The organism is Kitasatospora sp. NEAU-CNBT7, assembly GCF_057220535.1.
The window spans coordinates 345,422-370,253 of record NZ_JBXQQB010000006.1 but is presented as its reverse complement, the minus strand read 5'-3'; the positions used below and the strand labels follow the sequence as shown (position 1 = coordinate 370,253).

Annotated in this window: 22 protein-coding genes and 2 rRNA genes; 18 read left to right on the top strand and 6 right to left on the bottom strand. The window is 71.5% G+C overall.

The window, feature by feature from the left end; translation table 11 throughout:
- The 10 genes from AC2TEW_RS11705 to pstB all read left to right on the top strand — a co-directional run.
- Positions 1–213: ribosomal RNA gene (locus AC2TEW_RS11705) — 23S ribosomal RNA — on the top strand; the annotation flags it as partial.
- Between the two features lie 87 nt (positions 214–300).
- A 5S ribosomal RNA gene (gene rrf, locus AC2TEW_RS11700) occupies positions 301–417 on the top strand.
- Between the two features lie 150 nt (positions 418–567).
- Positions 568–1,542 (top strand): mycothiol synthase, encoded by a 975-nt coding sequence (mshD, locus tag AC2TEW_RS11695; RefSeq protein ID WP_484623298.1) that lies wholly within the window; start codon positions 568–570, stop codon positions 1,540–1,542.
- A 147-nt stretch (positions 1,543–1,689) separates the two neighbouring features.
- Entirely contained in the window at positions 1,690–4,272 is a 2,583-nt protein-coding gene (locus AC2TEW_RS11690) for an RNA degradosome polyphosphate kinase (protein ID WP_484623297.1), read from the top strand.
- 94 nt (positions 4,273–4,366) lie between these two features.
- A complete protein-coding gene (locus AC2TEW_RS11685) occupies positions 4,367–5,428 on the top strand; it encodes a CHAD domain-containing protein (RefSeq protein WP_484623296.1) in 1,062 nt (353 codons plus the stop codon).
- Complete coding sequence (locus tag AC2TEW_RS11680; RefSeq protein WP_484623295.1) at positions 5,429–5,968, top strand: NUDIX hydrolase; 540 nt, start codon at positions 5,429–5,431, stop codon at positions 5,966–5,968. It abuts the gene before it with no gap.
- A 284-nt stretch (positions 5,969–6,252) separates the two neighbouring features.
- Positions 6,253–7,389: a phosphate ABC transporter substrate-binding protein PstS gene (pstS, locus tag AC2TEW_RS11675; protein ID WP_484623294.1), complete on the top strand. Its 1,137-nt coding sequence runs from the start codon at positions 6,253–6,255 to the stop codon at positions 7,387–7,389.
- Positions 7,390–7,548: 159 nt separating this feature from the next.
- Positions 7,549–8,532 (top strand): phosphate ABC transporter permease subunit PstC, encoded by a 984-nt coding sequence (gene pstC / locus AC2TEW_RS11670; RefSeq protein WP_484623293.1) that lies wholly within the window; start codon positions 7,549–7,551, stop codon positions 8,530–8,532.
- On the top strand, positions 8,529–9,599 hold the full coding sequence (gene pstA, locus AC2TEW_RS11665; RefSeq protein ID WP_484623292.1) for a phosphate ABC transporter permease PstA: 1,071 nt from the start codon (positions 8,529–8,531) through the stop codon (positions 9,597–9,599). Before pstC ends, pstA begins: the two co-directional genes overlap by 4 nt.
- Positions 9,600–9,640: 41 nt before the next feature.
- Entirely contained in the window at positions 9,641–10,417 is a 777-nt protein-coding gene (pstB, locus tag AC2TEW_RS11660) for a phosphate ABC transporter ATP-binding protein PstB (RefSeq protein WP_033821788.1), read from the top strand.
- A gap of 237 nt (positions 10,418–10,654) precedes the next feature.
- Here pstB and AC2TEW_RS11655 read toward each other — a convergent pair whose 3' ends face one another.
- Together AC2TEW_RS11655 and AC2TEW_RS11650 are read right to left on the bottom strand one after the other, a co-directional pair.
- Positions 10,655–11,650, bottom strand: a complete 996-nt coding sequence (locus tag AC2TEW_RS11655) for an inorganic phosphate transporter (RefSeq protein WP_484623291.1) — start codon at positions 11,648–11,650, stop codon at positions 10,655–10,657.
- Positions 11,651–11,655: 5 nt separating this feature from the next.
- On the bottom strand, positions 11,656–12,276 hold the full coding sequence (locus AC2TEW_RS11650) for a DUF47 domain-containing protein (protein ID WP_033821786.1): 621 nt from the start codon (positions 12,274–12,276) through the stop codon (positions 11,656–11,658).
- Positions 12,277–12,529: 253 nt separating this feature from the next.
- On the opposite strand from AC2TEW_RS11650, the gene AC2TEW_RS11645 reads away from it, so the two are divergent.
- On the top strand, positions 12,530–12,970 hold the full coding sequence (locus AC2TEW_RS11645; RefSeq protein WP_484623290.1) for a metal-sensitive transcriptional regulator: 441 nt from the start codon (positions 12,530–12,532) through the stop codon (positions 12,968–12,970).
- Between the two features lie 43 nt (positions 12,971–13,013).
- Here AC2TEW_RS11645 and AC2TEW_RS11640 read toward each other — a convergent pair whose 3' ends face one another.
- A complete protein-coding gene (locus AC2TEW_RS11640; protein WP_082526716.1) occupies positions 13,014–13,202 on the bottom strand; it encodes a hypothetical protein in 189 nt (62 codons plus the stop codon).
- A 148-nt stretch (positions 13,203–13,350) separates the two neighbouring features.
- Positions 13,351–14,220, bottom strand: coding sequence for an SCO4651 family lipoprotein (locus AC2TEW_RS11635; RefSeq protein WP_484623289.1), 870 nt, complete (start codon positions 14,218–14,220; stop codon positions 13,351–13,353).
- 159 nt (positions 14,221–14,379) lie between these two features.
- On the opposite strand from AC2TEW_RS11635, the gene AC2TEW_RS11630 reads away from it, so the two are divergent.
- Positions 14,380–14,694 (top strand): hypothetical protein, encoded by a 315-nt coding sequence (locus AC2TEW_RS11630; RefSeq protein ID WP_484623288.1) that lies wholly within the window; start codon positions 14,380–14,382, stop codon positions 14,692–14,694.
- A 66-nt stretch (positions 14,695–14,760) separates the two neighbouring features.
- Here AC2TEW_RS11630 and AC2TEW_RS11625 read toward each other — a convergent pair whose 3' ends face one another.
- Both AC2TEW_RS11625 and AC2TEW_RS11620 read right to left on the bottom strand, forming a co-directional pair.
- Positions 14,761–15,510, bottom strand: coding sequence for a phosphatase PAP2 family protein (locus tag AC2TEW_RS11625; RefSeq protein ID WP_484623287.1), 750 nt, complete (start codon positions 15,508–15,510; stop codon positions 14,761–14,763).
- A 149-nt stretch (positions 15,511–15,659) separates the two neighbouring features.
- Entirely contained in the window at positions 15,660–16,937 is a 1,278-nt protein-coding gene (locus tag AC2TEW_RS11620; RefSeq protein WP_484623286.1) for a C40 family peptidase, read from the bottom strand.
- A 240-nt stretch (positions 16,938–17,177) separates the two neighbouring features.
- Here AC2TEW_RS11620 and AC2TEW_RS11615 point away from each other — a divergent pair, with 240 nt between their 5' ends.
- The 6 genes from AC2TEW_RS11615 (at position 17,178) to AC2TEW_RS11590 (ending at position 24,776) form a co-directional block, all read left to right on the top strand.
- On the top strand, positions 17,178–17,528 hold the full coding sequence (locus AC2TEW_RS11615) for a DUF8827 family protein (RefSeq protein ID WP_051812970.1): 351 nt from the start codon (positions 17,178–17,180) through the stop codon (positions 17,526–17,528).
- 103 nt (positions 17,529–17,631) lie between these two features.
- Entirely contained in the window at positions 17,632–18,468 is an 837-nt protein-coding gene (locus AC2TEW_RS11610; RefSeq protein ID WP_484623285.1) for a hypothetical protein, read from the top strand.
- Positions 18,458–19,732: a hypothetical protein gene (locus tag AC2TEW_RS11605; protein ID WP_484623284.1), complete on the top strand. Its 1,275-nt coding sequence runs from the start codon at positions 18,458–18,460 to the stop codon at positions 19,730–19,732. The genes AC2TEW_RS11610 and AC2TEW_RS11605 overlap by 11 nt, the downstream gene beginning before the upstream one ends.
- Before the next feature lie 7 nt (positions 19,733–19,739).
- On the top strand, positions 19,740–21,314 hold the full coding sequence (locus AC2TEW_RS11600) for an SCO6880 family protein (RefSeq protein ID WP_484623283.1): 1,575 nt from the start codon (positions 19,740–19,742) through the stop codon (positions 21,312–21,314).
- Between the two features lie 19 nt (positions 21,315–21,333).
- Positions 21,334–22,683: an ATP-binding protein gene (locus tag AC2TEW_RS11595; RefSeq protein WP_484623282.1), complete on the top strand. Its 1,350-nt coding sequence runs from the start codon at positions 21,334–21,336 to the stop codon at positions 22,681–22,683.
- A gap of 275 nt (positions 22,684–22,958) precedes the next feature.
- A complete protein-coding gene (locus AC2TEW_RS11590) occupies positions 22,959–24,776 on the top strand; it encodes a bifunctional metallophosphatase/5'-nucleotidase (protein WP_484623281.1) in 1,818 nt (605 codons plus the stop codon).
- The last annotated feature ends 56 nt before the right edge of the window (positions 24,777–24,832 follow it).

The window sequence follows — 24,832 nt, the reverse complement described above, 5'->3', positions numbered from 1 at the left end:
GTGCCAGTTGTCCTGCCAAGGGCATGGCTGGTTGGCTACGTTCGGGAGGGATAACCGCTGAAAGCATCTAAGCGGGAAGCCTGCTTCGAGATGAGTATTCCCACCTCCTTGAGAGGGTAAGGCTCCCAGTAGACGACTGGGTTGATAGGCCGGATATGGAAGCCTCGTGAGGGGTGGAGTTGACCGGTACTAATAGGCCGAGGGCTTGTCCTCAGTTGCTCGCGTCCACTGTGTTGTTCTGAAACAACGACCCCACACCGCAGGTCACGTGGTGTGGTGCGGTTGACAGTTTCATAGTGTTTCGGTGGTCATAGCGTGAGGGAAACGCCCGGTTACATTCCGAACCCGGAAGCTAAGCCTCATAGCGCCGATGGTACTGCAGGGGGGACCCTGTGGGAGAGTAGGACGCCGCCGAACAATTTTTCAGTAGAAGCCCCTCCGGGTGTCCCGGAGGGGCTTCTCGCATTTCCGGACCCGATCATTTCGCGGGCTCGATCATTTCTGTGGCCGGGGCTCGGGGCCCGGGCGCCCGGTGGGCCGGAGCTGATGCGGCGTAAGGTCACTGATATGGAGACCGCTGAGCACACTTCGCGCGCCGACGACCAGGGCCGAATCCTGGCGACGGACTCACTCACTCCGGAACAGCTCGATGTGGCCAGGACCGTGCTGACCTCGGTCGCCGAGGCCGACGGACGGGACGCCGTGTCGGAGGCGGGCCGGCTGCGGATCAAGGCGGACAGCCCGCGCCCGGGTGTCCGCCACCTCGTCCAGACGTACGCGGACGCCCCCGCCGGGTACGCCCAGCTGGAGGGCTCCGGGCAGGCCGCCGCGTCGGCCGAGCTCGCGGTGGTGCCGCAGCTGCGCGGCCGGGGGCTGGGCCACCGGTTGGTCGACCAGGTGCTGGCGGCCGCCGGCCCGGGGACCTGGGTCGACTTCTGGGCGCACGGGGGACACCCGGCCGCGGCCCGCCTGGCGGAGGTGTACGGCGCCGAGCTGGTGCGCGAGCTGCGGCAGCTGCGGCGGACCGGCGAGGTTCCGGCGCAGGTGCCGCTGCCGGCCGGGATCGAGCTCCGTACCTTCCGCCCCGGTGCGGACGACGCGGCCTGGCTGCGGTTGAACGCGCTGGCCTTCGCCCACCACCCCGAGCAGGGCAGCTGGACCGCCTCGGACCTGGCCGACCGGCTGGCGGAGCCCTGGTTCGACGCGGACGGCTTCTTCCTGGCGGTCCGCGACGGCGAGCCGGTGGGCTTCCACTGGACCAAGGTGCACCCGGACGGCCTAGGCGAGGTGTACGTCGTCGGAGTGGCTCCGGGTGAGCAGGGCAGCGGTCTCGGGCGGGCGCTGACCGCGGCGGGCCTGCGCCACCTGCTGCTGGAGCGGAAGGTGCCGGCCGTCCTGCTGTACGTGGATGCCGACAATCCGGCCGCGTTGCGGGTATACGAGAGGTTGGGGTTCACCATCCACGAGGTGGACCTGATGTACCGCGTCCAGTCCGCGGCCGCCGGCGCCGGACAGCAGGTGCGGATCCACCCACAGGGGTGACCGACTCAGCTTTCCTCCCGGCCATGCGGTGTTTACCGTGGATTCAATTGACACCGCGAAGATCACAGGATGAAGCCCGAAGTGCCTCGTCCACGTACCGCCCACCGACCGGCCGTCTCTCCGGCCGGCTCCGGCGGGTGGGCGCCGGTGCCGCGGGACGAGGGCAGTGAGCGCACCGTCGGTGTGCCGTACGGCCAGGACTTCGCCCTGCAGGAGGAGCTGAACACGATGAGCATCCCTCGGCCTGTCTCCGCCCCGCTGTCGTCGTCGCCCAGCGCCCAGGGCGCAGGCCCGGGCGCGGGCACGGATCCGGCTGCCGCGCAGGCCGGCGACAGCGGCGGCCCGGGCGTGACGGCCGCCGGCCAGGACGAGGCGAAGGCCCCGGCCCGGCCCCGGACGGCCAAGCGGGCCACGCCGGCCGCGGCGAAGAAGGCCGCGCCCGCCAAGCGCGGCGCGGCCAAGCGCACGGCCACGCCGGCCAAGCGCACCGTGACCGGGACGCCCGCCGCCTCCGGCCGGACGCCCGCCGCGGCGCCGACGCCGGCCGCGGCTCTCCCCGCGGGCCTCGCGCTGGGCCTGGCGGCCGAGGACGGGCAGCAGCCCGGTGCCGGCGCCGCCGGCGCGTCCGCGGGCCCGTCGCCCGAGGCCGGGGCCGAGGAGCTGCCCGAGGGGCGCTTCCTGGACCGCGAGCGCAGCTGGCTGGCGTTCAACGAGCGGGTGCTCGAACTCGCGGAGGACCCGAACATCCCGCTGCTGGAGCGGGCCAAGTTCCTGGCGATCTTCGCGTCCAACCTGGACGAGTTCTTCATGGTCCGGGTCGCGGGGCTGAAGCGCCGGATCGCCACCGGGGTCGCGCAGAAGTCCGCCTCCGGTCTGCAGCCGCGCGAGGTGCTGGACCTGATCTGGCGCCGCTCGCGCGAGCTGATGGCCCGTCACGCGGCCACCTTCCAGCAGGAGGTGCTGCCGGACCTGGCCGCCGAGGGCATCGAGCTGGTCCGCTGGCCGGAGCTGGCGGACAAGGACCAGTCCCGGCTGCACGCGCTGTTCCGGCAGCAGATCTTCCCCGTGCTCACACCGCTGGCGGTGGACCCGGCCCACCCGTTCCCGTACATATCGGGGCTGAGCCTGAACCTCGCGGTGGTGGTGCGCAACCCGGTCTCCGGGCACAAGCACTTCGCCCGGGTGAAGGTGCCGCAGTCGCTGCCGCGCTTCCTGGAGGCGTCCCCGCAGCGGTACGTGCCGCTCGAGGACGTGATGGGCGCGCACCTGGAGGAGCTCTTCCCGGGGATGGAGGTGCTGGCGCACCACGCCTTCCGGGTCACCCGCAACGAGGACCTGGAGGTGGAGGAGGACGACACCGAGAACATCCTCAAGGCGCTGGAGAAGGAGCTGATGCGGCGCCGCTTCGGCCCGCCGGTGCGCCTGGAGGTCGAGGAGTCGATCGACCCGTACATCCTGGACCTGCTGATCCGGGAGCTGAACATCACCGAGGCGGAGGTCTTCCCGCTGCCCGGCCCGCTCGACCTGACCGGGCTGTTCGGCTTCGCGGACCTGGAGCGGCCGGAGCTGAAGTACCCGAAGTTCGTGGCGGGCACGGCGCGCGGGCTGACCGACGTGGAGTCCGCCTCGCAGCCGGACATCTTCGCCGCGATGCGCGAGCGGGACGTGCTGCTGCACCACCCGTACGACAGCTTCTCCACCTCGGTGCAGGCCTTCCTGGAGCAGGCCGCGGCGGACCCGCACGTGCTGGCGATCAAGCAGACGCTGTACCGGACCTCCGGTGACTCCCCGATCGTCGACGCGCTGACCGATGCCGCGGAGGCCAGCAAGCAGGTGCTGGTGCTGGTCGAGATCAAGGCGCGGTTCGACGAGCAGGCCAACATCAAGTGGGCCCGCAAGCTGGAGGAGGCCGGCTGCCACGTGGTCTACGGGCTGATCGGCCTGAAGACGCACTGCAAGCTGTCCCTGGTGGTCCGGCAGGAGGGCGACACGCTCCGCCGGTACTCGCACGTCGGCACCGGCAACTACCACCCCAAGACCGCCCGGCTGTACGAGGACCTGGGGCTGCTGACCGCCGACCAGCAGGTCGGGGCGGACCTGTCGGACCTGTTCAACCGGCTGTCCGGCTACTCGCGCCGCGAGTCCTACCGCCGTCTGCTGACCGCGCCGCGCGGGCTGCGGGACGGGCTGGTCTCGCGGATCAACGCGGAGATCGCGCACCACCGGGCCGGCCGCCCGGCGTACGTGAAGCTCAAGGTCAACTCGATCGTCGACGAGCAGCTGATCGACGCGCTCTACCGGGCCTCGCAGGCCGGGGTGCCGGTGGACGTGTGGGTGCGCGGCATCTGCGCGATCCGGCCGGGCGTGGCCGGGCTGAGCGAGAACATCCGGGTGCGCAGCATCCTGGGCCGGTTCCTGGAGCACTCGCGGGTCTTCGTGTTCGGCAACGGGGGCGATCCGGAGGTGTGGTTCGGCAGCGCCGACATGATGCACCGCAACCTGGACCGCCGGATCGAGGCCCTGGTGCGGGTGGCGGACCAGGCGCACCGGGCGGAGCTGTCCGGTCTGCTGGACCTCGGGATGTCGGACGAGACGCAGTCCTGGCACCTGGGGGCGGACGGCAGCTGGACCCGGCACGCGCTGGACGCGGACGGGCGGCCGCTGCGGCACGTCCAGGACCTGTTGATCGACTCGCGCCGCCGCAGCCGCAGTTCGTCGGGGACGCGCTGACGGCTCCGGCCGGGACAGCGCGGGAGCACCGGACACCAGCCCCGGGCCCATCGCCACGGCGTGGGCCCGGGACCACATCGGGGAGAGCAGTGCCATGACCGAAGCGCCGACCACGGCAGCCGTCAACTCCGCGGCGACCGTCGGGGAGGTCCTTGCCGGCTACCTCACCGCCCAGGCGGGCGTGTTCCTGCGTGCTCTGCCGCAGACGGTCGGCGAGGCCGCGTCGAGACCGGGTGCGCTTCCGGCGTCGGCGGCGGCCGCGGGCGATCTGCTGGGGGCGGTCCGGCGGGTCGGCGGGGCGCTGCACACCTTCGGCGACGCCTTCGATCCGCTGTGGGCGCAGGACACCCGGGCGGAGCTGCGCTGGCTGCTCGACCTGCTGGGGCAGGAGCCGGCGCACCAGCGCCGGGCGGCCCGGCTGCTGGCGGCCGTGGACTCGCTGGGGGACACCGACGCCCAGGCGCCGGGGATGCTGGCCGGGCACGCGGGTGCGCCCAAGGCACGGGCGCTGCTGGAGCGGCAGCTGACGCTGGCCAGGACCAGGGCGCACACCGCGCTGCTGCAGGAGCTGCGCTCGGCGCGGCTGCACGCGCTGGCGGACCGGATGACCCTGCTGGCCGGTGATGTACCGGTGGCGGGTGCGGCGGCGGCCCGGCCGGCCGCCGAGTTGCCCGGGCAGGCCGCGGGGGCGCTGTCCGCGCTGCTGGCGGGTGCGGAGCGGCTGCCGCTGAGCCGGGCGGCGACCCCGTACGGCGGGGACGGGCTGCACCGGCTGGCCACCGTGCCCGAGGCCCGGGGGCCGGTGCTGGACGCGGACGCCGCGCTGGCGGCCGACGACGCGCCGTGGCACCGGGTGCGGATCCTGGTGAAGCGGGCCAGGTACGCGTTGGAGGTGTGCGGCAGCGCGCTGCCCGAGCTGGACGAGCTGAACGGGGTGCTGGACCGGCACCGGGAGGCCGCGGACGCGGCGGTGACGGCGTCGACCGCGGCGCGTACGCCGAGGATCACCCCGGCGACGGCGTACGTGCTCGGCGTGGTGCATGCTGATCAACGACTGGAGGTGGAGGCGGCCAGGTACGCCTTCGGCCGCCGGTGGCCGGGCCTGTCGGCCGGCCTCGGCGGTGGAGAGGGCCTCCCGGCACCACGGATGGCATGAATGGGCAACCGCCTGAGCGCCGCGCACGCCGCGGCCCGCGACCAGTACGCCGGACCCCGGAACGGGGGTGCCCGGCCGGTGCCGCGGCGGGTGGGGCCGGAGGGGTCGACGATCCTGGCGGCCGGGGCGGTGCTGTGGGTGCCGGGCCCGGTGGCCAAGAACGGGCGGCGGCGCAAGAAGCCGCGGCTGGCGCTGGTGCACCGGCCCAAGTACGACGACTGGAGCCTGCCGAAGGGCAAGCTGGAGCCGGGCGAGGGCTGGCGGGCCGCGGTGCTGCGCGAGGTGCGGGAGGAGACCGGTTTCGAGTGCCGGCTCGGCACCGAGCTGCCGGCCCAGCACTACCGGGTCGGCGGGCGGCCCAAGGAGGTGCGGTACTGGGCGGCGGTGGCGACCGCGGGGGCCTTCGCCCCCAACCGTGAGGTGGACCGGTTGGAGTGGCTGTCGCCGCGCAAGGCGCGGGAGCGGCTGACCCACGTCCGGGACCGGGTGCTGGTGGACGCGCTGCTGGAGGCGCTCGGCGAGGACGTCCGCAGGCTCTGAGCGAGGCCGCGGTCACGCCCGGTACCGGCGGCGCCGATCGTGCGCCGTCCGGGTGATCTCGCTGCGCCCTGCTCGTGACGCAACCGTTACTACCGGCCGCAGTTTCCTGCCATCCGTCCGAGGTTCACTCCCCGTTCATTTGCGACCGCCTGATGCGTCACCTGCCCGGCTTAACTTCGGGACTACCGGAGGGCCGAACAGGCCCCGGACCACAGCAAAACCCGCGCTGCCTGCCCCACCGGGGTCTGTTCTGACGCGGGCGATGCCTCAGAAAGGGACACCCTGTGAAGCTCCAGCGGAACGGCCGCTCCAAGGCCCTCGCCATCGGTGCCGTGGCGCTCGTCAGCTCGCTGTCGCTCGCCGCGTGCGGTACCGACGACAACACCAAGACCGCCTCCGGCGGCTCCTCCTCCGGTTCGGCCGCCCCCGCCGCCGCGATCGCCTGCGCCAAGGGCGGCCAGCTGCTCGGCGCCGGCTCCACCGCGCAGGGCAACGCCGTCGACGTCTGGAAGGCCGCCTACGGCAGCGCCTGCTCCGGCACCACGATCACCTACGGTGCGGTCGGCTCGGGCGCCGGCATCCAGCAGTTCAACCAGGGCAAGGTGGCCTTCGCCGGCTCCGACTCGGCGCTCAAGCCGGCCGAGGTCGACGCCTCGAAGGCGGTCTGCACCGGTGGCCAGGGCGTCAACCTGCCGATGGTCGGCGGTCTGATCTCGGTCGTCTTCAACGTCGAGGGTGTCGACAAGCTCGTCCTCGACGGCCCGACCATCGCGAAGATCTTCGACTCGCAGATCACCAAGTGGAACGACCCGGCCATCGCCGCCCTGAACCCGGGTGCGAAGCTGCCGGACGCGGACATCCAGGCGATCCACCGCTCGGACGACTCGGGCACCACCGAGAACCTGACCAAGTACCTGGCCAAGGCCGGCGGCGGCGCGTGGGCCTACCCGGCCGCGAAGACCTGGGCCGGCAAGGGCGGCCAGTCCGCCAACGGCAGCGCCGGTGTCTCCGCGCAGGTCAAGCAGGTCAAGAACTCGATCAGCTACGTCGAGCTCTCCTTCGCCCAGACCAACAAGCTGAACAGCGCCGCCATCAGCACCGGCGCCAGCAAGCCGGTCGAGGCCACCGCCGAGAACGGCGCCACCACCTTCGCCAAGGCGAAGATCGCGGGCACCGGCAGCGACCTGGCGCTGACCCTCGACTACGCGACCAAGGACGAGGGCGCCTACCCGATCGTCCTGGTCACCTACGAGATCGCCTGCGACAAGGGCAACAAGGCCGACAGCCTCGACCTGCTCAAGTCCTTCCTGACCTACACCATCAGCGACAACGGCCAGCAGGCCATCGGCCAGGCCGGTTACGTGCCGCTGCCGAAGGAGCTGTCCACCAAGGTCCAGGCCGTCATCCCGACCCTGGCCTGACCCCTCGGATGACACCGGCAGGGCGGCCCCCGCAGGAGGGGGCGGGGCCGCCCCGCCGGGTATCCGGGTTCCGATCCACCGCCACACACGTCCGGGGCACCGCCGCCATTGGTGCCGCCCCTCGCCGGGGCAGCGCCGCCAGACCGGAGTAAAACGACCATGACTTCATCACCCCCTGCCACGTCCCAGGGCAGGGCCGGCCGGAGCAGGCGCGACAGCCGCTTCGGCGACAAGGTGTTCTTCAACTTCTCCCGTGGTGCAGGCATCCTGCTGCTGGTCATCATGGCCGCCATCGCAGGCTTCCTGACCTACCGTTCCGCGCTCGCGCTGGGCAAGAACGAGGGCAACTTCCTCACCACCTTCGAGTGGACCCCGGACGGCGTGAAGCCGGTCTTCGGCATCGCGGTCCTGGCCTTCGGCACGCTGGTCAGCGCACTGATCGCGATGCTGATCGCGGTTCCGGTCGCCGTCGGCATCGCGCTGTTCATCTCGCACTACGCGCCGCGCCGGATCGCGCAGCCGTTCGCCTACCTGGTGGACCTGCTCGCGGCCGTCCCCAGCATCGTCTACGGCCTGTGGGGCGTGCTCTTCCTGGTGCCGCACATGGACGGTCTGACCAGCTGGCTGAACGAGTACCTCGGCTGGACGTACATCTTCGACCAGACCAAGAACGGCGCCCCCGCGCGCAACCTGTTCACGGTCGGCATCCTGCTGGCGATCATGGTTCTGCCGATCATCACCGCGGTCACCCGCGAGGTCTTCCGGCAGGTCCCGCGGATGCACGAGGAGGCGGCTCTCGCCCTCGGTGCCACCCGCTGGGAGATGATCCGCACCGCGGTGCTGCCCTTCGGCCGCCCCGGCATCATCTCCGCCTCGATGCTCGGCCTCGGCCGCGCGCTCGGCGAGACCATCGCGGTCGCCATCGTGCTCTCCAGCAACAGCCAGCTGTCGCTGCACCTGCTCGACCCGGGCGGCGGCACCTTCGCCCAGAACATCGCCCTGAAGTTCAACGAGTCCCAGCCGTTCGGGCGTGACGCCCTGATGGCCTCCGGCCTCGTCCTGTTCGTGATCACCCTGCTGGTGAACGGTGCGGCCCGCATGATCATCGCCCGCCGCAAGGAGTACTCGGGGGCCAACGCATGAGCGCCGCAACGACTACCGCGCCGGCTCCGCTGCTGCGCCGCGACCTGACCACCGCCCGGCTGCCCCGCTGGGCGCCGGCCGGGGTGGCCGTGCTCTCCATCGCCCTCGGCTGCGCCATCGGCGCGGGCGCCGGTCTGGCCAGCCACATCCAGTGGGGCCTGATCGCCGCCCTGCTCTTCCTGGCCATCAGCTACGGCCTCGCGGCCAAGGTCGAGGGCCGCCGGCAGGCCAAGGACCGCTTCGCCACCTCGGTGGTGTGGGTGGCCTTCATCCTGGCGGTCGTGCCGCTCGGCGCGCTGACCTTCTACACCGTCCAGCAGGGCATCGGCGCCATCAACGGCGACTTCCTGACCCACTCGATGAAGGGCGTGGTGGCCTCCACCACGGCCGACGGCGGTATCTACCACGCCATCATCGGCACCCTGGAGCAGGTGCTCCTGGCGACCCTGATCGCCGCCCCGATCGGCCTGCTGACCGCCGTCTACCTGGTCGAGTACGGCCGGGGCCGGCTGGCCAAGGCGGTCACCTTCTTCGTCGACGTCATGACGGGTGTCCCGTCGATCGTCGCCGGTCTGTTCATCTTCTCGATCTGGACCATGTTCAAGCAGGGCTACTCGGGCTTCTCCGGCAGCCTGGCGCTGGCGATCCTGATGATCCCGGTCGTCGTCCGCTCCGCCGAGGAGATGCTCAAGCTCGTCCCGAACGAGCTGCGCGAAGCCTCGTACGCACTCGGTGTGCCGAAGTGGAAGACCATCGTCCGGATCGTCATCCCGACCGCCATCGGTGGTATCACCACCGGCGTGATGCTGGCCGTCGCCCGCATCACGGGCGAGACGGCGCCGGTCCTGATGCTGGTGTTCGGCAGTGACGTCATCAACAACAACCCGTTCAGTGACCCGCAGCAGTCCCTGCCGCTGTACATCTGGCAGCAGTACACCGTGGTCAACAACGAGTACGGCTACGACCGCGCCTGGGGTGCCGCGCTGGTGCTGATCGCCTTCGTGATGGGGCTCAACCTCGTCGCGCGCGGCATCGCCCGCTGGCGTTCGCCCAAGGCCGGGCACTGACACCGACTGACGTACGAGACGACGAGAGAAGACGAAAGATCATGGCAAAGCGCATCGACGTCAGCGGACTGTCCGCGTTCTACGGCACCACCAAGGCCATCGAGGACATCTCGATGACCGTCGAGCCCCGCTCGGTGACGGCCTTCATCGGCCCCTCCGGCTGCGGCAAGTCCACCTTCCTGCGGACCCTGAACCGGATGCACGAGGTCATCCCCGGCGCCCGGGTCGAGGGCAAGGTGATGCTCGACGACGAGAACCTGTACGGCTCCAACGTCGACCCGGTCGCCGTGCGGCGCTCGGTCGGCATGGTGTTCCAGCGGCCCAACCCGTTCCCGACCATGTCCATCTACGACAACGTGGTGGCCGGTCTGAAGCTGGCGGGCGTCAAGAAGAAGTCCGTGCTGGACGGCGTGGTCGAGAAGTCGCTCAAGGGCGCCAACCTCTGGAACGAGGTCAAGGACCGCCTCAACAAGCCGGGCGCCGGCCTCTCCGGCGGCCAGCAGCAGCGTCTGTGCATCGCCCGCGCCATCGCGGTCGAGCCGCAGGTCCTGCTGATGGACGAGCCCTGCTCGGCCCTCGACCCGATCTCCACCCTCGCCATCGAGGACCTGATCGGCGAGCTGAAGACCCAGTACACGATCGTCATCGTGACCCACAACATGCAGCAGGCGGCCCGCGTCAGCGACCGCACCGCCTTCTTCAACCTGGCCGGTGTCGGCCAGCCGGGCAAGCTGATCGAGCTGGACGACACCCAGCGGATCTTCTCCAACCCGTCGGTCCAGGCCACCGAGGACTACATCTCGGGCCGCTTCGGCTGATCGGACCGGCCGCGAGCCCCGTCCCGGAACCGGGCGCCGACCGGCGCCCGGGACCGGCGGCGAGTGACTGCTCCGCGGCGCTGCATGGCGGTGCCGCCGCGGAGCAATGAGAAGGGCCCGCCCCCGAGACGTGGGGGCGGGCCCTTCCGCTTGCCCGCCGGTCCGGCGGTGCGGCCGGTCCGGCGGTGCAGACGGTTCGGCGGTGCAGACGGTTCGGCGGTGCGGCCGGTGGTGGGGTCAGGCGAAGACCCCGTGGACGACCGCGTAGATCAGCGCGGCCACCAGCGCGGCGGCCGGCATGGTGATGAACCAGCCGAGCACGATGTTCTTGGCGACCCCCCAGCGCACCGCGCGCAGCCGCTTGGTGGCGCCCACGCCCATGATCGCGGAGGTGATCACATGGGTGGTGGAGATCGGCGCCTTGTAGACGAACGAGGTGATGTACATGATCGTCGACGCGGTGGCCTCGGCCGCGAAACCCTGCGGCGGGTCCAGCTCGATGATCTTCCGGCCGAGCGTCCGCATGATCCGCCAGCCGCCCGCGTAGGTGCCCAGCGACAGGGCGGTGGCGCAGGAGACCTTGACCCAGATCGGGATGTCGCCGGTCGACTGGTGGCCCGAGATGGTCAGGGCCATCACCACGATGCCCATGGTCTTCTGGGCGTCCTGCAGGCCGTGGGCCAGGGCCATGGCGGCGGCCGAGGCGGTCTGCGCGACCCGGAAGTTGCGCTTGGCCCGGTGCGGGTTGGCCCGGCGGAAGATCCACAGGATCGCCAGCATCACCAGGTAGCCGCAGATCAGGCCGACCACCGGCGAGACGAACATCGGAATGACGATCTTGTCCAGCACGCCGGACCAGATCACCTCGGTGCCGCCGGCCAGCGCCGCGCCGACCATGCCGCCGAACAGCGCGTGCGAGGACGAGGAGGGCAGACCGAAGTACCAGGTGGTGAGGTTCCAGGCGATCGCGCCGACCAGTGCGGCGAACAGGATGCCCATCCCCTGCCGGCCGGTCGGCGTCTCGATGATGCCGCTGGAGACGGTGTGCGCCACGCCGCTGCCGAGGAAGGCACCGGCCAGGTTCATCACGGCCGCCATCGCCAGCGCGACCTTGGGGGTCAGCGCCCGGGTGGAGACCGAGGTCGCGATGGCGTTCGCGGAGTCGTGGAAGCCGTTGGTGTACGTGAAGAAGAAGGCCACGCCGAGGACGGCGATGAGTGCTGCGGTGTCCACGCCGGTCAGGACTCCTTGACCGCGATGGTCTCCACCGTGTTGGCCACGTGCTCGAACGCGTCGGCCGCCTCCTCCAGGACGTCGACGACCTGCTTCAGCTTGAGCACCTCGATCGCGTCGTACTGGCCGCTGAACAGGTGGGCGAGCAGCTTGCGGTGGATCTGGTCGGCCTGGTTCTCCAGCCGGTTGACCTCGATCCAGTACTCGGTGAGGTTCTCCATCGACCGCAGGTGCGGCATCGCGCCGGCGGTCAGCTCGGCCGCCCGGGCCAGCACCTCGATCTGCTGCTCGACACCCTTGGGCAGGGTCTCGATGTCGTAGAGGACGACCAGGTCGACGGCCTCCTCCATGAAGTCCATGATGTCGTCCAGCGAGGAGGCGAGGCTGTAGATGTCCTCGCGGTCGAAGGGCGTGATGAACGAGGAGTTCAGCTGGTGGAACACCGCATGGGTGGTGTCGTCGCCCGCGTGCTCGGCGGCGCGCATGCGCTCGACGATGTCCGCGCGGGCCGACACGTCGGCTCCCAACAGTTCCAGCAGGAGCTTCGATCCCACGACCAGGTTCTCCGCTGCCGCGGCGAACATGTCGTAGAAGCTCGTCTCCTTCGGGGTCAGGCTAAAACGCACGGAAATCTCCGATGTGCGGGGGCGGGACTGAACGATGCTAGGCGCAAGGTGTCAGAACTGTGCAAACGGGGGTTGACGTGACGCCTCAGTGTGGCTCAAACTCGGCCGGTTTGCCCCTGCCCTGCAGCACCGGGCCGGGAACCGCCCGCCCGGACGGCGGAACACCGTCCCGGCCCCCGGTGTTGGACACTGGGAGCTCAGGCACGGCGCGGGCAGCCGCGCCGCCGAGCAGCGAGGACGGAAGGCGAGCCGGATGACCACGACCCCGACGCGCACCGAGGACGGACCGGCGCACGGCGACGGCGTCCCCGGCCCGGCGGACCACGACCACGACCACGAGAGCGGCGGGGCGGGCGTCGGCGGACACCCGGCGGCCGGCGGACACCCGGCACCGGCGGCGGGCGGGCACGGCCCGCACGGCTACAGCTCCCAGAAGAGCGAGCACCTCAAGCGGCTGCGCCGGATCGAGGGGCAGATCCGCGGCCTGCAGCGGATGGTCGACGAGGACGTCTACTGCATCGACATCCTGACCCAGGTCTCGGCCGGCACCAAGGCGCTGCAGTCCTTCGCGCTGTCGCTGCTGGAGGAGCACCTGCGGCACTGCGTCGCCGCCGCGGCCGAGGAGGGCGGGGCGGAACTGGACGCCAAGGTGGCGGAGGCCACCGCGGCCGTCGCCCGGCTGCTGCGGTCCTGAACGGCCGCGCGCCCGCGGCCGCCCGGCCGCAGGCCGACCCGGGTCAGCCGCCCGGTCCGCCCGGACGCGGCTCGGGGGCGCGGTCGAGCAGCACTTCGTCGATCTGCTCGGTGGCCAGCCGGTCCTCCGCGCTGGTGGACGCGGCGATCATCAGCTCCCCGGCCAGCTCGATCTCGTCGAGCGCGGTCTCGTCGTGGCCGCCTGCCCGGCCGTCCGCGGACGCCACCTGCACCACCACCCCTTCAGCGCCGCCTGCCGGTCCCCATGGCAGCCCCGGCTGTCCAGCGTAGGCAGCTCGGCGCCCGCCCACATGGCACGGACGGGTCATCTCTGCCGCCGAAACGGGTGGGACGCCGACGGGACGGGTGCGGCACCGCGGACTACTTCGCGGACGGCGACTCGGACCCCTGCATCGCGTAGATGTCGCCCGCGGCGGGCTCGGCCGCCTCGACGGGCTTGCCGAACTCCCCGAGCGAGACCGTCGAGACCACCTTGACCTGGTCCTTCGCCGCCTTCGACCCGGCCACCCCGGTGAAGTCGAAGGTCTCCACCACCTTGTGCAGCCTGCCCTGCGCGTCCAGCCAGGCCTCGTACGGGACCTCCTTGACGGTGAACGTCTGGGCGCCCATCCGCAGCGAGTCCGCACCGCGCCCGCCGGTGGCGTCCGCGGCCTTGGCGAGGTCGAGGGTGCCCTTGTAGTGCTGGAGCTCCACGCCGTCCACCGTCTCGGTGCCGACCAGGTCGGCCCGCTGGACACCGCGCAGCGCGCCGGCGGCCACGGCCGGATCGGTGGCGCCGCTGCTGACCAGGTTCCCGTCGGGCAGCTGGCGGACGTCCAGCTTGACGAACTTGCCGGCCGGGATCTTGGCGCCGCTGTTCTGCAGGTAGACCGTGCCCGGCAGGACCACCTCGACGATCGTGCCGGTGGTCGCGGCCCCGGGCGGGACGGTGATCTCCATCCGGCCGATCCGCTTCACGTAGTCGTACCCGCCGACGCCGGTGAAGACGGCCTTCTTGTCCGCGGACTCGGTGACCAGCTCGGTGGTCACGCGGACGGAGCCCGTGCGGCCGGTGATGTCGGCGGCGCTGCGCACGGCGGTCAGCGGATCGGCGGACAGCTGGTCCGCTGAGCTGCCCTGCGGGTGCGTGGCACCGCCGCAGGCGGCCAGTGCGGCGGCCAGCACCGCGACCGCGGCGGCGGACCGGACGGGCGGCACGGACCGGCGGCGGCTCTTGATCGGCTTCTTCACTCTCGACACAACCCCCTCGGGCGACGGTGCCCGGCAAGCCACCACCCCGGGTGGGCAGAGCTCTTCACCGGCAAACGAGCCGACGGCTCAGGGGTTACGCCAAAGGGGGCGCGCGCAAGTCGTCGCGCGCCGGGTGCGGATCGGGTTACCGTGAGGCACGTGTACAGCGAGCTGCCGGCCCCGTCCGGAGCGCCACCCGAGCCGTCCGAGCGGGAGCCCGGACCGTCCGGCCGGGTGCCCGGGCCGTCCGAGCCGGGACGTGACCCGTCCGAGCCGGTACCGGCCGCCGAGCACCGGGTCTCGGTCGATGAGCGCGGGTCCTTCGCCTTCGCGAGCTGCAGCTGCGGCTGGTTCGCCCCCGCCCGGCGCTCCCGGGACCGGGCCAGACGCGACGCCGCCGAGCACCTGAGCGAGCACCTGGGGGATCACCTGAGCGAGCACCTGGGCGAGCGCCCGGCGGGGCAGCAGGGCTGACGCCGTGGCAGGCCTCGTGCCTCCGGCACCTCCGGCACCTCGGGTGCCTCGGGTGCAGATGGGGTCTCAGGCCGCCAGGTCGCGTTCGGGGGTGTGGTCCGCCGCGCTCTCCCGGGTGGCGGCGGCCGACCGGGACCGACCGGACGCCGACCGGCGGCGGCCACGGGCGGAGCGGCCGCGCGAGGGGCGCTCGGGCCGGGGACCGGCGACGATCAGCGGCGCGGCGGCCGTCCGGGCCACCGCATGGCAGAGCGGGACCAGCACGGCCATCGCGATCGGCGCCAGCAGCAGCACCACGGCGGTGGCCAGCGCGTAGCCGCCGATCACATCGGTCGGGTAGTGGACGCCCATGTACATCCGGCAGAAGCCCTGCAGCAGGGCCAGCACCCCCGCCACCAGGCCGAGCCGGCGGTTGACCAGCATCAGCGCCACCGCGATGCCCATGGACATCGCCGAGTGGTCGCTGACGAAGGACAGCGTGCCCTCCTTGCCTTCGACCAGGACGTCCAGTTCGGGGTGGTCGACGAACGGGCGCGGCCGGTCGACGATCGCCGAGATGGGGAGGTTGGCCAGCTCGGCGAGGGCGACCGAGAGCGGCGCCCAGAGCAGCCCGGCCACGGCGACCGGCGCGCGGGGCCCCCGGCGGGCCTGCAGCCAGGCGGTCAGCAGGACGGCCGCGAGGCCGAGCAGGATGCCGTACTCGCCGACCCAGGAGACCACTTTTGTCAGCCAGTCCGGCGAGGCGACCGCCAGGCCGTTGACGACGCGCAGCAGGTCGAGATCGGGATCGACCGTGTCGGCGAGCAGCGTCGACACGCCACACCTCCCTCTCTCGTCACGGTGGGCCACGTCCGGCCCACCGTGCAAGAACGCCGGAGGCGGTGTCCAGGTTTCCGGGCACCGGCGCTGTTATGGAAACTTGACTCACCGTCCACTTGACGCGCACACGGAGAGGTTTCGGCGGGTCAGACCTTTGCCGGTGGTTGACCGGTGGCGGGTGTGACGGGTGCGGTGGATGCGCCAGGTGTGGCGGGTGCTGCGGGGGTGGCTTTTGCGGCGGGAGAGGCGGGAGGTGCCGATGCGGCCGGGCCGGCCGGGCCGGTGCCGGCCTTGGCGTTCGCATTCGCATTCGCGATCGGGCTCGCGGCGGTGGCCGGGGCCGGGCTCGCGCCGCCGGTGGACTGGTTGCCGCCGCTCGGGCCGCCGCCGCCGGTGATGCTGCCGTCGGCGCCGCGGACCGGGAGCGCCTCCGCGCCGTCCGGGGTGACCCGGGTGGCGCCGATGTAGTCCCGCTGGTCGATGGTGTCGTAGCGGACCAGCGCGCCGGTGTGCGGTGCGTCGATCATGTAGCCGCCGCCGACGTAGATGCCGACGTGGTGGATGGAGCGCGGGTCGGTCAGGTCGTTGGCGAAGAAGACCAGGTCGCCCGGCCGCAGTTGGTCCCGGGAGGGGTGCTCGCCGGCGTACCACTGGTCGTTGGCGACCCGGGGCAGCTTGATGCCCACGCTCTCGAACGCGGACTGGGTGAGGCCGGAGCAGTCGAACCGGCCGTTCTGCGAGGGCAGTCCCTCGCCGCCCCACAGGTACGGGGTGCCGAGCTTGGTCTGGGCGAAGTAGATCGCGCCGGCCGCCTGCCGGGAGAGCCCGACCGCGCTCCCGGTGGTGGGTGCGGTGAAGCTGCGGGCCAGTGCCTGGATGCTGCGGACGTAGCCCTGCGTCTCCTTGTACGCGGGGATGCCGCCGGCGTTTATCACCGCGTACGGGCCCGCGTTGTAGGCGGCGAGCATATTGGCCTGGCGGTCACCCGGGACCTTGGAGACGTCCTTGGCGAGGGCGCAGTCGTAAGTGGCGGCGGAGGCGATGGCGTCGGAGGCGTCCCAGATGTCCCGCCTGCCGTCGCCGTTCCCGTCCGTCCCGTAGGTCGCCCAGGTGCCTTCCAGGAACTGGGCCATCCCGTAGGCCTTGGCGGGACTGCGGGCGCCCGGGTCGAAACCGCTCTCCTGGTAGAGCTGGGCGGCCAGCATCGGGGGGGAGATCTCGGGGCAGAGGGTGCCCCATTTCTGGATCAGCGGCTGGTAGGCCGCGGGCACCGTGCCGCTGGAGAGCGCGAGGTTGTTCCCGGCCTGCTGGGGCGTGCCGCTCGCGGCGAACGTGCCCACGGTGACCAGGCCGACGAATCCGAGCGTCACAACTGCCGCAGCGGCAGCGGCGGCGCGTGCCTTGCGGAGTACCATCAGCACCATCCCGACGAAGCGTCAGTCAGCAGTGTCCAGGAAGGCGTTGCTCAGCGCAATCATCGCGAACACATACAGTGAGCCGTATCCTTCGTACGGTGGACATCCTGTCGTACGTGTCCCATCCCGCACGACCAATCCGCGAGAAGTAGCCAAGTCGACATCAGATCTGGCCAAGAATAGGACCGGCCCCTTCGCTCGACCCTGGTTCGGGGCCTTGAATTTGCCTGATCGGGCGGTGAGATGGAAATGAACCTGAGCAGCGTGGACAGCAAGGTGATCGGGTACCTGGCGGAGGATCCGCCGAAGAAAGCCAATATCGACACCATCATCGGCGGGATCGCGCCGGACTGGGGGCCGTTCTCCAGCCTGGGCTCGGAGGCCCGGGTGATGGTGGAGGTCATCATGGCCGTGGCCATCCTGGCCTGCCTGGGCCTGGCGGTCTGGGGGGCGGCCAAGCAGCGGATCGGCGCCACCGCGATGAGGGACACCTTCAGCGCCGAACAGGGCAAGGGGCTGATCATCGCCGGGCTGACCGGCGTGTTCATCATCGGATCGCTCGGCACCCTGTTCACCATTGTCTACGGCATGGCCATCTGACAGTCAGATAGTCGTCCCGGCGGAGCGGCCTGCCGCGTCTGCTGGGGCTGTCGTATTTCACCACCGGAGCCCCACCAGGGCTCCCCGCACCAGGAGGGCCGCCGTGCCGTTGTCCGACGACCAGCCGCACACCCGCACGCGGCTACCGGTCGCCGAACAGTCCTCCCACCAGATGAACGGCCGTCAGCCGCGCCCGCTGCGGACCCTGCTGGCCGTCCTGGTGGTGGTCACCCTCCTGGTCCTCGCGATCTCGGTCGCCAACCGCGGCAAGCCCGACCCCGGGACGGGCCGCTCCCAGACCTCGGCCGACGGCGCCGGCGCGGACTCCGACGGCAAGGGCGGGCCCGCCCCCGCCAACACCGCGGCGACCGGCCGGGAACCGGTCACCACCACCTCGGGCGGGGTCGCCAGCGGCTTCCCGCACACCGATCAGGGCGCGCAGTCGGCCGCCGCCAACTACGCGGTGGCGCTGGGCGGCGCCGAGATGTTCCGGGCCGACAGCCGGCACGCGCTGGTCGCCACCGTCACCGACCCCAGCGTCACCCCGCAGCTCCAGGAGCGGCTCGACAAGGCCTTCGGCCCGGAGACCGTGGCCGGCTTCGGCCTGGACGCCCAGGGCAAGGCCCCCAAGGGCCTGACCTTCGTCAGCCGCAGCGTCCCGGTCGGCACCAGGACCACCAACTCCGCGGACACCGCGACCAAGGTGGAGGTCTGGTGCACGGGGCTGTACGGACTGGCCGGGGACAGTTCCACCAAGCCGGTCTCCCAGGACTGGTACACACTCACCGTCACCATGCGCTGGACCGGCAGCGACTGGAAGGTCACCGACTTCTCCCGCGCCTCCGGCCCGGCCCCGGTGCCGGGTGACCAGCAGGCGGCCACCGCAGAGGCCATCACCAACGCCGTCCAGCAGTTCGGAGGCTTCCGCTATGCCCGCTGACGGTCCCCCTCGCTTCCTTCCCCGCGCGGCCACCCTCGGCGGCGCGATGGCGCTGATCCAGCTCGCCGCGCTGGTCACGGCCCAGCGGGTCTTCGCCGATCCCACCCCGGCCCCCAGCCCGTCCGGCTCCAAGTGCGCCGGGCAGGAGGCCACGGTGCTGGGCGCGGACCAGCTGTGCGCCCCCGCCGGCGCGACGGTGGTCCCGGGCAGCGGCAGCGTGGCGAGCGTCACCGACCCGCTCGGGTCGCTCGCCAAGGGCTGCGCCCAGGCTGCCGCGTGGGTGGTACGGAAGCTGTCCGGCGCGATCGACGGCACCACCCAGGTCGACTTCACCAACGCCGCCTTCCTGCAGCAGTACGCCGTGGTCTTCGCCGGGTCGACCATCATCACGCTGGTGCTGTGGCTGCTGGCCGTCACCAAGCGGGCGGTCCGCGGCGCGCCGCTCGGCCAGGCCTTCGCCGAGGCGATCGGTTTCCTGTGGCTGACGGTGGTGGCCTCGGCCTTCACCCCGCTGATCCTGTTCACCCTGGTCAGCGTGACCGACGGGCTGACCGCCGCGATCGCGGCCGGTACCAAGTCGGACACCGGGACCTACCTGGGCGGCTTCGCCGACACTCTGGAGAAGGGCACGATGGGCGGCGGCCCGCTCATCCTGATCATCGTCTCGCTGGTGGCCGTGCTGGCCGCCGCGGTGCTCTGGATCGAGCTGCTGATCCGCGCCGCGATGCTGTACGTCGGCGCGCTGCTGGGCACCGCGGTGTACGCCGGGCTGGTGGACAAGCAGCTGTGGAAGCACGTCCGCCGCTGGGCCGGGCTGATGCTGGCGGTCGACCTGGCGAAGCCGATCATCGTGATCATCCTGGGGCTGGCCGGCGCGGTCGCCACCGGCGCCGGGGCGGACGACGACTTCGCCCGGGTGCTGTCCGGGCTGGCCATCCTGTTCCTGTCGATCTTCGCCAGCGCCGCCGTCTACCGTTTCGTCCCGGGCCTCGGCGACGAGATGCTCCAGCTGCGCAACGCCCGGGCCGGTGCCGTCTCGGCCGGCTCGGCGATGATCAGCGGCCCGGCCAACCTGGTGAAGCAGGGCATCTCCACGCACGGCTCCCGGGGCGGCCCGCAGACCGCGAACGCCTCCTCCGGCGCCGGCGGCGGCTCGGTCGCGCCCGGCATCGCCGCGCACGCCGGCCGCACCCCGGCGGCCGCCGCGCCCCCGCCGCAGTCCCCGCCCATGAACCGTGACAGCAACGCAGCGAAGGGAGGGTGACGGGTCGGTGAGCAGCGAACCGCTCGGCCAGTACGGAGCCCAGTACGCCCAGCCGTACGTCCACCAGCGCCGCACGTATCTGATCGGCAAGGCCCGGCCCAACGCGCCGATCGGGCGCAACCGGGAGACCGGCGAGATCGTGCTGGTGATCTTCGGGGCCTTCATCGGCATGATGTGGGGCCTGCTGATGCCGGTCCTGCCGCTGCGGATCGCGGGCCTGGTGGGCTTCCCGCTGCTCGCCATCATGGCGGTCTACGTGCCGTACCGGCGCCGCACCTTCTACAAGTGGGCGGAGATCAACCGCAGCTACCGGCGGACCCTGCGTAGCGGCCGGGCGGTCTGGAAGTCGGACGTGATCGACGCGGGGACCCGGCTGGACGGCCGGGAGATCGAGGTCGGCCCGCCGCCCGGGGTGGGCCGGCTGCGCTGGCTGAGCGCCCCGTTCGGACCGGACGAGGTCGCGGTGCTGATGCACCTGGAGCGCCGGACGGTGACCGCGGCGATCGAGATCGAGGGGCCGGGCGTCGGCCTGCGCGACTCGGAGGACCAGGAGGCGCTGGTCGACCGGTTCGGCACGCTGCTCAAGCACGTGGCCAACGGGGACGGCTTCGTCACCCGGCTGCAGATCCTGGCCCGGACGCTGCCCGCCGACCCGGACGCGCACGCCAAGGACGTGGAGCGGCGCGGTGCGCAGGAGGCCCCGCGCTGGCTGAAGGAGTCGTACGACCAGCTGCAGTCGATGGTCTCGACCTCGTCCGAGCAGCACCGGGCGTACCTGGTGGCCTGCATGCACTACACCCGGGACCTGGCCGCGGAGGCGCACGCGATGGGCCGGGACGCGACCGGCCGGCGGACCAAGGACGACGACGGGCTGGCCGCCGTGATGGCCCGTGAGCTGACCGACATCTGCGCCCGGCTGGCGGAGGCGGACATCCGGGTCCGGCAGCCGCTCGGCCAGGCCCGGCTGGCCTCGCTGGTGCACTCCATGTACGACCCGGACCACCCGATCGACCACCTGCAGGCGATGAGCCGGCGCAACGCCTGGCCGGCCGAGCTGGACGCCACCCACCCGCAGCTGCTGCAGGCCAAGACCCGGGAGTCGGTGACCCGGGAGCCGTGGTGCCACGCCACCGCCTGGATCAAGGAGTGGCCGCTGACCCCGGTCGGCGTCAACTTCCTCGCCCCGCTGCTGGTGCACACCCCGGATGTGATCCGCACCGTGGCGGTCACCATGGACCTGGAGCCGACCGATGTGGCGATCGAGCGGATGCTGACCGAGAAGACCAACGACGAGGCCGAGGCCAACCGCGCCGCCAAGATGAACCGCACCGTCGACCCGCGCGACCTGGCCCACACCGGCCGGGTCGACCAGCGCGGTGACGACCTGGCCTCCGGCGCGGCGGGCGTCAACCTGGTCGGCTACCTGACGGTGTCGGCCCGCAGCCCCGAGGCGCTGGCCCGCGACAAGCGGACCATCCGGGCGTCGGCGGGCAAGAGCTACCTGAAGCTGGAGTGGTGCGACCGGGAGCACCACCGGGCCTTCGTCAACACCCTCCCGTTCGCCACCGGCATCCGCCGCTGACCCCGCAGGAGGCACCGTCATGGCGATCGGCAACCTCACCGAGGCCTTCACCAGCCTGATGTTCGGCAAGGTGGAGACCACCCGGCTGCCCGTCCGCACCTCGACCGGCCAGGCCCAGGCGGTCTACCTGCCGACCGCCGCGCCGGGGCTCGGCGACTCCGGCGTGATCATCGGCCGCGAGGTGTACAGCGGCAAGGGGTACGTCTACGACCCGTTCCAGCTGTACGGCCAGCAGCTGCCCGCGCCGCACTGGCTGGTGCTCGGCGAGTCCGGCAACGGCAAGTCCGCGCTGGAGAAGACGTACGTGCTGCGCCAGCTGCGGTTCCGGGACCGACAGGTGGTGGTGCTGGACGCGCAGGGCGAGGACGGGGTCGGCGAGTGGAACCTGATCGCCAACGCGCTGGGCATAAAGTCCATCCGGCTCGACCCGATGTCCGCCCGGGACGGCGGGGTGCGGCTCAACCCGCTGGACCCGTCGATCACCACCACCGGCCAGCTGTCGCTGCTGCGCACCATCATCGAGGTGGCGATGGGGCACGGGCTGGACGAGCGGGCGGGCTTCGCGCTGAAGGCCGCGCACGCGCACGTGATCGCCTCGGTGACGCACCGCCAGCCGGTGCTGACCGACATCATCGACACCCTGCGCAGCCCCGAACTGTCCTCGGTGGAGTCGCTCGGGGTCGCGGTCGACGACGTGCAGTCCTGGGGTCTGGACGTGGCGCTGGTGCTGGACCGGCTGGTCGACGGTGACCTGCGGGGCATGTTCGACGGGCCGACCACGGACGGCATCGACCTGGACGCGCCGCTGATCGTCTTCGACCTCTCGCACATCGATCGAAACTCGATCGCGATGCCGATCCTGATGGCGATCGTCGGGGTCTGGCTGGAGCACACCTGGCTGCGGCCGGACCGGGTGAAGCGGATCTTCCTGGTGGAGGAGGCCTGGCACATCATCAACAGCCCGTTCGTGGCGCAGCTGTTCCAGCGGCTGCTGAAGTTCGGGCGCCGGCTGGGCCTGTCCTTCGTCGCGGTGGTGCACCACCTGTCGGACGTGGTGGACGGGGCGGCGGCCAAGGAGGCCTCGGCGATCCTGAAGATGGCCTCGACACGGACCATCTACATGCAGAAGGCCGAGGAGGCCAGGGCCACCGGCCGGGTGCTGGGTCTGCCGCGCTGGGCGGTGGAGATCATTCCGACCCTGTCGCCGGGCATCGCGGTGTGGGACGTCAACGGCAACGTGCAGGTGGTCAAGCACATCATCACCGAGGCCGAGCGCCCGCTGGTGTACACCGACCGGGCGATGACCGAGGACGCGGTCGCCGAGCGCGAGCGCGCCGAGCAGCACCTGGCGGCCGAGCCCCGGCGCTGACCCGGGCCGGAGCCCCGGCGTCCGGGACGGAAGGCGGCGGATCGGGCGGCGGATGGTGCGTCAGGTGCCGGGCGGGGCGGACGGAGTCGGACGGCGTGTCAGTCCCCGTCGGGATGGTGCCGGTTGCTCGTCTTCATGCCGTTCGCAGGAAACCCTCTTGTTACTTACAGGGTCCTGACAGCTACGCGCGTTGACCCTAGGCTTCACTGGTCAATCGGCACCTGCCAGCCCGGCCCCGGCCCACACCGGGGCCCCGACGGTCCAGGGGATCCCTCATGCCCAGCACCGGTCTCACCGGTCGATACCGCAAGGCGGCCTACGCCGCCGCCGCAGCCGCCGGCCTCTTCGGCTCCGTCCTCGTGCCCGGTGTGGCCGAGGCGCACGGCTACGGCCACGGTCACCACCAGCCGAAGGTCGTCGACCTCCAGCTGCTGGCCATCAACGACTTCCACGGCAACCTGGAGCCCCCGGCGGGCTCCTCGGGCACCGTGAAGGAGATCGACCCGGTCACCAAGCAGGTCGTCTCCACCCCCGCCGGCGGCATCGAGTACCTGGCCACGGCGCTGCGCGAGGCCCGCAAGGGGCACTCGAACTCGCTGACCGTGGCGGCCGGTGACATCGTCGGCGCCAGCCCGCTGATGTCGGGCCTGTTCCACGACGAGCCGACCATCGAGGCGATGAACAAGCTCGGCCTCGACGTCACCAGCGTGGGCAACCACGAGTTCGACGAGGGCTCCAAGGAGCTGCTGCGGCTCCAGAACGGCGGCTGCCACCCGACCGACGGCTGCTACGTCAAGGGCCGCAAGTTCAAGGGCGCCGACTTCGAGTACCTGGCCGCCAACGTCACCAACGAGAAGACCAACAAGCCGATCCTGGACCCGTACTGGGTGACCAGCGTGAACGGCGTCAAGGTCGGCTTCATCGGGGTGACGCTCGAGGGCACGCCCAACATCGTGACCGCCGAGGGCGTCAAGGGCCTGAAGTTCGGCAACGAGGTCACCACGATCAACAAGTACGCCGCCGAGCTCAAGCGCAAGGGCGTCAACTCGATCGTGGCGCTGATCCACGAGGGCGGCTACCCGGCCAGCCCGGTCTACGACTTCGACTGCGGCGCGGGCGGCGCCGGTGTCTCCGGCCCGATCGTGGACATCGCCAAGAAGATCGACCCGGCCGTCGACGCCATCGTCACCGGCCACACCCACAACGCGTACGCGTGCAGCATCCCGGACCCCAACGGCGTGCCGCGCTCGCTCACCAGCGCCGCCTCCTTCGGCCGGCTCTACACCGAGATCGACCTCAAGCTCGACAAGCGCTCCGGCGCGATCGTGCGCCCGTCGGTCACCGCCGCCAACCACATCGTCCGCCGCGACGTGCCCAAGGCCGCGGACATGACCAAGCTGATCGACTACTACAACAAGCTGGCCGCCCCGATCGCCAACCGCCCGCTCGGCTGGATCGGCGCGGACATCAACGGCCGCGGCTCGGCCGACCTGGAGAAGCCGCTCGGTGACGTGATCGCCGACGCGCAGCTGGCCGGGCTCGCCCCCAAGGACAAGGGCGGCGCGCAGATCGCCTTCATGAACCCCGGCGGTATCCGCTCCGACCTGGTCTACAAGGCCTCCGGCAGCGAGGGCGACGGCGTGGTGACCTACGGCGAGGCGTTCACCGTCCAGCCGTTCACCAACATGATGCAGGTCAAGACGCTGACCGGGGCCCAGCTCGTCCAGCTGCTCCAGCAGCAGGTCAGCGGCGTCAACGAGGCCGCGCCGAAGATCCTGCAGAACTCGGCGGGCTTCACCTACACGCTGGACATGACCAAGACCGGCGCCGCCCGCGTCCTGGTCGACACGGTCAAGCTGAACGGCGCCGCGATCGACCCGGCCGCCTCGTACCGCGTCGCGGCCAACGAGTTCCTGGCCGGCGGCGGCGACGGCTTCCCGGCCTTCGCGGCCGGTACCGACAAGCTGGTCGGCGTCTCGGACCTCGACCTGTTCGCCGCCTACCTGGGCGCCAACAGCAAGGCCGACGCCCCGCTGAAGGTCCCGGCGCAGGACCGGATCAAGATCATCGGCACCGGCACGGACAACGACTGACGCTCGTGCCGCACACAGGGCGGGGCACCCTCGGGTGTCCCGCCCTCGCGCGTCTC